The following is an 8,140-nucleotide window of genomic DNA, read 5'->3' as shown; positions in this document are numbered from 1 at the left end:
GGGGTCCCCTGAGAAAACGGAATATATAGTACGTTAAGAGAATTTTACCGCCCTTAAAGGCCTAAATTTCCCATCTTTGAGCTTCGAACTCTTTTTCCAGACATAGTCCCCAGTTAAATTGATGTGTTCCCATCCTAATGGTGACAAATATTGAAGCATTGAATCATCAATAGTCTCTCCTTTATTTCTTAGTGCCGCTACGGCGCGTTCCAAATAAACTGTATTCCATAATACGATAGCAGATGTTAAAAGGGTCAATCCACTTGCTCGATAACGCTGCTGATCGAAACTTCGGTCCCGAATTTCACCAAGACGATTTAAAAACACTGCCCTTGCAAGTGCGTTTCTGGCCTCACCTTTATTCAGCCCGGCCTGCACTCGGCGACGGAGTTCAACATTTTGAAGCCAATCCAGAATAAAAAGTGTTCGCTCAATTCGACCTAATTCTCTTAATGCAATTGCAAGACCATTTTGCCTTGGGTAACTGCCTAGTTTTCGTAACATCAAGGATGCAGTGACGGTCCCTTTTTTAATCGAACCGGCCAAGCGTAAAATCTCATCCCAGTGCATCTTAATATTTTTGATCCCGAGTGTTCCACCGATCATCGGTTTCAGAGCATCATATTTCTTTCCATTATCGGGTATATATATTTTGGTATCCGCTAAATCCCTGATCCTTGGAGCAAAGCGAAATCCAAGCAAATGCATCAATGCAAATACATGGTCGGTAAATCCTGCGGTGTCGGTATAATGTTCCTCAATACGCAAATCTGATTCGTGATAGAGAAGCCCATCGAGAACATAGGTAGAGTCACGAACACCAACGTTGACTAATCTTGCGCTAAAGGGTGAGTATTGATCAGAGATGTGAGTATAAAATAATCTTCCGGGTTCACTGCCATATTTTGGATTAATATGACCGGTACTTTGAGCTTTGTTGCCGGCACGAAACCGCTGACCATCTGACGAAGAGGTTTTCCCATCTCCCCAGTTTAGGGCAAAAGGATGTTTCAGCTGGGCATTGGTGAGTTCTCCCAATGCTTGCGAATAGGTTTCATCACGTATATGCCAAGCTTGTAGCCAAGATAGTTTTGAATAAGTAGTACCAGGACATGATTCCGCCATCTTTGAAAGCCCAAGATTGATCCCATCGGCAAGTATTGCCGTTAAAAGAATGGTTGTATCTTTAGCTATTTGATCGTTTTTAATATGAGTGAAATGACGGCTAAATCCTGTCCAAGAATCAACCTCTATCAAGAGTTCAGTGATTTTTACATGAGGAAGTAATGCTGCCGTATTTTGAATTAGTGATTGAGCATCGTCAGGAAAAACGGCATCAAATGGTGTAATTTTTAAACCGTTATTAGTGATGATTGCATCGGGCAGTTCGTTTGATTGTGCCAACATATTGACAGCGTTTAGCCTCTCTTCCAACTGAGCTAAGCGCTGGTTAATGTAGCATTCACAGTCGGAATCGACACTTATTCCCAGTTTATTCGCTTCTTTTAACGACGAATAGGCATCGCCCGTCAAAAGATATTCATCGAAATCCTTAAATTGCCGCGATCCCCGCACCCATATATCACCAGATCGAAGCGCATTCTTAAGTTCGGTCAACAAGCATAGCTCATAGTTGCGTCGATCTATTCCCTCTGAAGTAAATACCAGCTTACTCCATCTACGCCGCACAAAGGCGGTTGGAGCATCATCGGGAACTTTTCGAGCGTTATCTGAATACAGTTTACGTAATAATTCAATACCTTGAAGAAGTTCTTCAGCAGCTGGCGCGGCACGAAGTTTCAATATACCAAGAAAGTCGGGGACGTATCGCCGGATTGTAGGATAATTTTCTGCAATACGATGGATAAAATCGAAATCCTCATTTTTCGCAAGACGCCCAGCCTCATCAACGCTTTCACTAAATTTATCCCATGACATAATCGATTCGATTGCCTTATATGGATCAGTACCTGTTTGTTTCGCATCTAATAGAGCCTGTCCGATCCTATTATAGAGGCGTACTTTGTCATTGATTGCCTTGCCCGAGGATTGAAATTCCTTCTCATGTTTATGTTTGGCCGTGTTGAAGAGTTTACCGATAATCTTATCGTGTAGCTCTATGATCTCATCGATTAGAGTCGCTATTGCTTCGATCACTAACGCAACTAATGTGGCATAACGTCTATTTGGTTCAAATTTGGACAAATTCGCTGGTGTCATTTGCCCACCTTCACGTGCCATTTTTAATAAACGATTCTGATGGATAGTTCGCTCAATTCCCAACGGTAGATTTATATCATGAAGTAATCGCAACCGTTCAATGTGCTCAAGCATGGCCTTGGAATTAGATTTCATAGGTGATTGGCGAAGCCAAGCAAGATAAGTCGAGGAAGAGTCCGATCTGATTTTTAAAAGCTGGTCAAGCTGTTGGCGTTGCCGGAGTGTTAAAGGATCACTTAGTTGGGAATAGATATCTCGATTTGCTCGTGTAATCGCTTCGGCGCACATACGTTCAATAACGTTGATGGCAGGCAGCAGTATATTTTTTCTGCGTAGATTTTGAACCAATGTGGAGGCAATAACTATCCCCTTATCTGTTTGCTCTGCAACACCGTGAAGCTCATCAATCATTTCATCGTAGCGTTTCATACTGAAAAGCTCGAAGTCAAACATGCTTTGCAGCTCCAGCAAATACTCACGCCTTGTTTCCTGACGACGTCCATACTCCGACCAAACCTCTGGAGCGACATCAAGTTGATTGGCAAGATACTCAAGAAATATATCTGGAATCGACTGTTCACTTGAAATTGCAATTCCAGGATAACGCATGCAACACAGTTGAACCGCAAATCCAAGCCGATTGGCCGCACCTCTATGCTGACGAATAATTGAGAGATCGGTTTCACTCAGAGTGTAATGCTGGATAATCTCTTCTTCCGATTCTGGAATCGCAATCAGACTCTCTTTTTCAGAAGCGGTCAATATCGATCGTCGGGGCATGCTTATCCTTCTTATAAACGCTGGTTTTTGAGAATAGGAATTTCAAGAGTTCTACCCTGCCTAAAATAGGGCTATAATATTTCTCCAAAACTATTCTTGAATTTAATTCCAAATATACTATACATTTTATGAGTTTTAAGAATTTTTTGAAGTAAATGATATATTTCAGTAGTTATGTTATTAAATATAAGATATAATACTTATAGATTAAATATAAAGAAAAGGATATGTGATGTTAACCTATGGTGTAACCGATATTCAAAACAAACCCTCTTTGATGAAAGTAATGGATGTAGCAGAAATTATCGATCGAAGAGCACATACAACGGTAGGTTATTTCATCTCTTCCAAATATGAAAAATTCATCTTGCCCGTTATTGAAAAAATCGACCGCGAAGAAAAGCTTGCAAAACTTCATAAACTGAAAAATCACCAGGATCTAGAATTTGCTGAACTCGGAGTTGATGATGGAATTAAATAGAGGCGATATAGTTATCGTCAATCTGTACCCTAAAAAAGGTGATGAAGTAGGGAAAATCAGACCGGCAGTGATTATTTCAGATGATGATGAAAACGCTATTTTAGATACAGTCATTCTGATGCCACTATCCACTGATCTCATCGAGAACATGGATCCTTATCGGATGAGACTTCCTGCACGTGAGGGTCTCAAAGAAGATTCGGATATTTTAGTCAATCAAATCCGTTCTCTTTCAAAAACGAGAATCAAAGAAAAGATTGCAAAAATTACTTCTAGTGAATACGATATTCTCATCCAACATCTTTGCAAGAACTTTTAGAGGATTGAAATATGCTGATTAGATATCATCGTGTATCAACTCACGTTCCAAGCTTATGTTTTATACTGATAAAACAATGAACCTTATAACTATTTTAATTATACTGTCTCCCTGAAACGGCTTTTTGATGGAGTTTTTCCATTAATTTTTGATGCAGATAACCCATTGTATTTGAAAGTGCATCACGCTCATCCGAAGCGGCTTTCATCATAGCATCGATTGCATCATGAAATTCTACGTGCAACGCATCAATCTCTTGATATTCTATTTCATCAAAATAGTGATTTCCCTCTTTGTACAGCCACATGCCAAAGTGGCAATGGTTAGCGTTATTATCAAAAGTGACAAAATTTTTGTCACTAAACTGGTTAAAGCATTTATGGTGTTCTAATCTCGCATATACGAGCGGAAACATCGAAGGTGAGATTTTTGGAGTAACACCCCATGAAGGATCCGGTTTCCATTCGGATCTCCATTGTGTAAATGCTTCGGGAGGCATAGGACGGGCTATTGCGTAACCTTGAGCAAATACACAGCCAAACTGTATCAGTAAATTTGCATGCTCAATCGATTCAACTCCCTCAGCAATCACTTTGGCATTAAATGCATCAGCTAAACCGAGCGTTGCATCGAGAATACGGAGATTGCTTGGGTCGTTTAACATCTCCATCACAAAACTTTTATCAACCTTGAGATAATCAATTTCGAGTTCTTTTAAATACGAGAGGGTAGAATATCCTGTTCCAAAGTCATCCAGTGCAACGGATATCCCTTTTTGATGGAGAAAACCTATGATTTGCTGTATTTCATGGATATCATGCAGGGCACTTGTTTCTAAAATTTCGATTTCAATCTGACGAGGATCTACTGTCGAATAGGTATCTAGCGCTTTATCGACCATCTCGATAAACGAAGACTTTTTGAAGGTATAGGCGCTTATATTAACACTGATAGAGGTTACGAATCCTTGGGTATTCCATTCGGATAGCTGTTTGAGTGCCTGATGGAGCACCCACGTATCCACAGAAAGGATGAGAGGGCGATTTTCAATCACAGGCAAAAACTGATCGGGATAGATCATCCCCTTTGTTGGATGATTCCAACGAATCAACGCTTCGGCACCTACAATTACTCCGCTGTGCATGTTGACTTTTGGCTGATAATAGAGGATAAATTCGTTATTTTTTAGACCATTGCCGATACTTTCGGCATCTTCGAAACTCTCTTCTTCATTGAGATTATTGATTTCATCAAAATAGGCGTATTGATTTTTGCCCCGCATTTTTGCTTCATACATCGCTTGGTCTGCCTGTCGCAATAAACTGTCCGCATCGACTTCATAGCGCTGTGGGTAAAAACTCACGCCAATACTGGCAGATACCGTCAATTCGGCGGATTCATAATGGTATGGGGTGCTTACACTCTCTAATATTCTTTTGATCAAAGGGGTGATGTCTTCACGATTTGTTAAATCAGCGATGAGGATAACAAATTCATCCCCTCCGATTCGTGCCACTAAATCATCCTCCCGTAACAACGCATTCATCCGAAGCGCTATCTCTTGCAAAAGGGCATCTCCGGTTTGATGGCCATGCATATCATTGATTTTTTTGAACCCGTCCAAATCGATAAACAGCAGTGCCGCATAGGTTTTTTGACGTTTTATACGGGCAAAAATACGGGGAATAAGATTTGAAAACAGTGCCCGATTCGGAAGGTTTGTTAAGATGTCATGATATGCGGCATGCTTTAATTTTACTTCAGACTCTTTTTGATCTGTAATATCAAAAAACCATCCTAATATCCCTTTTTGACCTTTAAAATTGATACTCATGTAGGAGGCAAGTGTCCATACCGTTTTTTTATTAATGGTTAATTCGACCAATTCATTGTAAATTTCTTCCTGATTTTCAATCCGTTTGACGATGGCATGATATTGTTCCGGATTTTTATAGTAGTTTTGAGGATTTTGACCGATGAGCTGATCGGATGAATTCAGTATTAATTCCCCATAAGCTTTGTTTGAAAAGACAACTTGTCCACCCTTTTGTGTCGTGATACGAACCGCGATAGGACTTAAATTGAGCATTAAAAGAAGCTGAGCTTCGTCGTTTTGAAGCTGTTCTTGTCTCTCATTTAACACTTTGTTGGACTCACGAAGAGAGGTGATCATTGTATTAATCGTTTTTGACAACGTGAACAACTCTTTTGAACCATCTAGCAGCATCGGCTTTAGGGGTATCCCCTCAGAATCGGTTTGGGAAATTTGATGGGTAATGGTGTAGATAGGATTTAAAAAGAGTCTTTTCATGATTCCCAATAAGGATAGTATCAACAGCAGTGAAATCGCTAAAGTGTTGATGATGCTGTCGCGTATAATGGCGTTCAACTCTTCGTTCATCGCGTTGGCGCTAATGTATATTTGTATGTTTCCAAGCTCAACGTTATCGGAATTTTTAATCGGGTGGGTATGGGTATAGGCTGCGTGGGTTAAAAAAACAGAATCCGTTTTAGGATTATATTCCCATAATGCATCCTCTTTATCTCGAATAAATCCAGAAATAAAATAAGGCTTCCCGAGAATATTTCCCATTTTTTTATCTTGAACAATAATGGCTAAGATATCTTTTCGAGCCATTTGGTTCTGAATCAATGTTTCGTATTCATTAACGGAATAGGATGCCATCAAAGAAGATAAACTTTTTTCAAGCGACAAGGCGACGAGGTCCGATTCCTCTTTCATATCTTGAATCATTGTCTGTTTTGTCGAATGGTAATGGTAGATTGAATTGGTCGTTAAACCAAAAATAACGATGATAACGATAGCACTGCCGAGCGTTGAAAAGAGCGAATACTTCGATAAATTAAGTGATTTGTAGAACATTAATCGTTGACTCCCATGACGTTGCGTTCAATGAGGGCCATGTTCTCTTTGATATTTTCAGATGAAATTGCTAAAACCGGAAGCTTGATATTTTTTTCGACGGGTTTATGGTGTAAATGATCGACCATCACCTGCACCGATTGCTCACCCATCAAATAGGGCTGCTGCATCGCTGAACCGACCAAAATACCTTTAGGGATCAATTGTAAAAATTCGGGTTCGGCATCAAATGTGAGGAGGAGAATCTGATCTTTTTTTCCACTATCACGGATTGCGTCCAGCGCTCCTTGATAGCGATCAGAACCTTGTAACCATAGTGCGCGAAGTTTTGGATTGTTGTTGATGAGTTCTTTCGAATAGATGTAGGTCTCTTCATACGAAAAGGTTGCCTGCTGTCTGATATCGCTATTTTTAATCCCTGATTCATTCATGGCTTGCATAAAACCGGCAGTACGTTCTTGACCGTTCAAACGTTTTTGGGGTATCGCAATAATCGCTATTTCCGATTTCCCCCACCCTTTTTTTTGAAGTTCATGCGCTAAAACCATCCCGATTTGGTACGCTCCTTCACGATTATTGGATGAAATATAGGAAACATATTCCCCTCCGTCGGTTCCGATATCGGAAATAACGACCGGAATACCGGAGTGTTTTGCCAATTTGAGGATCGTGGCGCATGCAGAAGAGGTTGTGGGGGAAATAATAATCCCCGATACGTTCTCTTTGAGTGCTTTGGCGGCAAATTCCAACTCTTTTTTGGGATCATTTTCAGCACTGTAGATATCGATTCGATAACCTAAAGAAACGGCATGTTTCTCTATCCCTTTCGCCATGATGGACCAAAAAGGTATTCGCAAGTCTGAAACGATGTAAACCAATCGCTTTGAATCGGGGGTTGCTGTGTTGGGTGTAACGCTAGAGTGAGTCAATAGGGTAGTGTTTAGATCGTTTTGATCCTTTTTCTCGAAATAATTTATGTAAAACAAACTAAAGGAAATGAGAAGAATGGAAAAAACAGCGAGTAATAATTTTTTATTCATTTGATTCATAACTACTCTTTGAATATTAATATATCTAATCGTATACAAAGTTACTTTAATAATAATTTTTTGTCAGTTTCAAGCGAAGCAGCCAATAAACGCCGTAATTTTTCAACTAATCATATTTTTTACCGTATTCTTATTAGCTTTGTTGTTATTTACGTAATTTCTATGATACTACCGAGGATCGATTAAGCTAAAGCTTGATACCAATAAGTAACAGTGCGAAACACTCAAGGAAAAATTAGTACAGTGTGATATCGCTGGATACTAAAAAAATATATTTACAGAGCCACTTGCAAATCTTCAAAAACACCTTCTTATTTAAGGCTATTGAAAGTTTATACCCTATAGGGCACGTGAAAAAGGCTCATTAAAGCCGAGTTTTCCGATGTTTTCAGTAAAATTCTTTTGCG

5 protein-coding genes are annotated in these 8,140 nt (G+C 39.7%); 2 read left to right on the top strand and 3 right to left on the bottom strand.

The annotated features are described in order from the left end of the window. Positions 1 to 33: 33 nt before the first annotated feature. On the bottom strand, positions 34 to 3,000 hold the full coding sequence (locus PHC76_RS14530) for a Tn3 family transposase (protein ID WP_299893498.1): 2,967 nt from the start codon (positions 2,998 to 3,000) through the stop codon (positions 34 to 36). Positions 3,001 to 3,232: 232 nt separating this feature from the next. Between PHC76_RS14530 and PHC76_RS14525 the strand changes: the two genes are divergently transcribed. Both PHC76_RS14525 and PHC76_RS14520 read left to right on the top strand, forming a co-directional pair. Then, on the top strand, positions 3,233 to 3,481 hold the full coding sequence (locus PHC76_RS14525) for a hypothetical protein (RefSeq protein ID WP_299893497.1): 249 nt from the start codon (positions 3,233 to 3,235) through the stop codon (positions 3,479 to 3,481). After that, a complete protein-coding gene (locus PHC76_RS14520) occupies positions 3,468 to 3,800 on the top strand; it encodes a type II toxin-antitoxin system PemK/MazF family toxin (protein WP_299893496.1) in 333 nt (110 codons plus the stop codon). Before PHC76_RS14525 ends, PHC76_RS14520 begins: the two co-directional genes overlap by 14 nt. A gap of 94 nt (positions 3,801 to 3,894) precedes the next feature. Here PHC76_RS14520 and PHC76_RS14515 read toward each other — a convergent pair whose 3' ends face one another. Together PHC76_RS14515 and PHC76_RS14510 are read right to left on the bottom strand one after the other, a co-directional pair. Then, complete coding sequence (locus tag PHC76_RS14515) at positions 3,895 to 6,684, bottom strand: EAL domain-containing protein (protein WP_299893495.1); 2,790 nt, start codon at positions 6,682 to 6,684, stop codon at positions 3,895 to 3,897. After that, positions 6,684 to 7,733, bottom strand: coding sequence for a substrate-binding domain-containing protein (locus PHC76_RS14510; RefSeq protein ID WP_300210643.1), 1,050 nt, complete (start codon positions 7,731 to 7,733; stop codon positions 6,684 to 6,686). Before PHC76_RS14510 ends, PHC76_RS14515 begins: the two co-directional genes overlap by 1 nt. Between the last annotated feature and the right edge of the window lie 407 nt (positions 7,734 to 8,140).

This window comes from Sulfuricurvum sp., from assembly GCF_028710345.1.
Taxonomy (GTDB): domain Bacteria; phylum Campylobacterota; class Campylobacteria; order Campylobacterales; family Sulfurimonadaceae; genus Sulfuricurvum.
The sequence above is the reverse complement of the archived record's forward strand: the minus strand, read 5'-3'. Positions and strand labels throughout refer to the sequence as shown.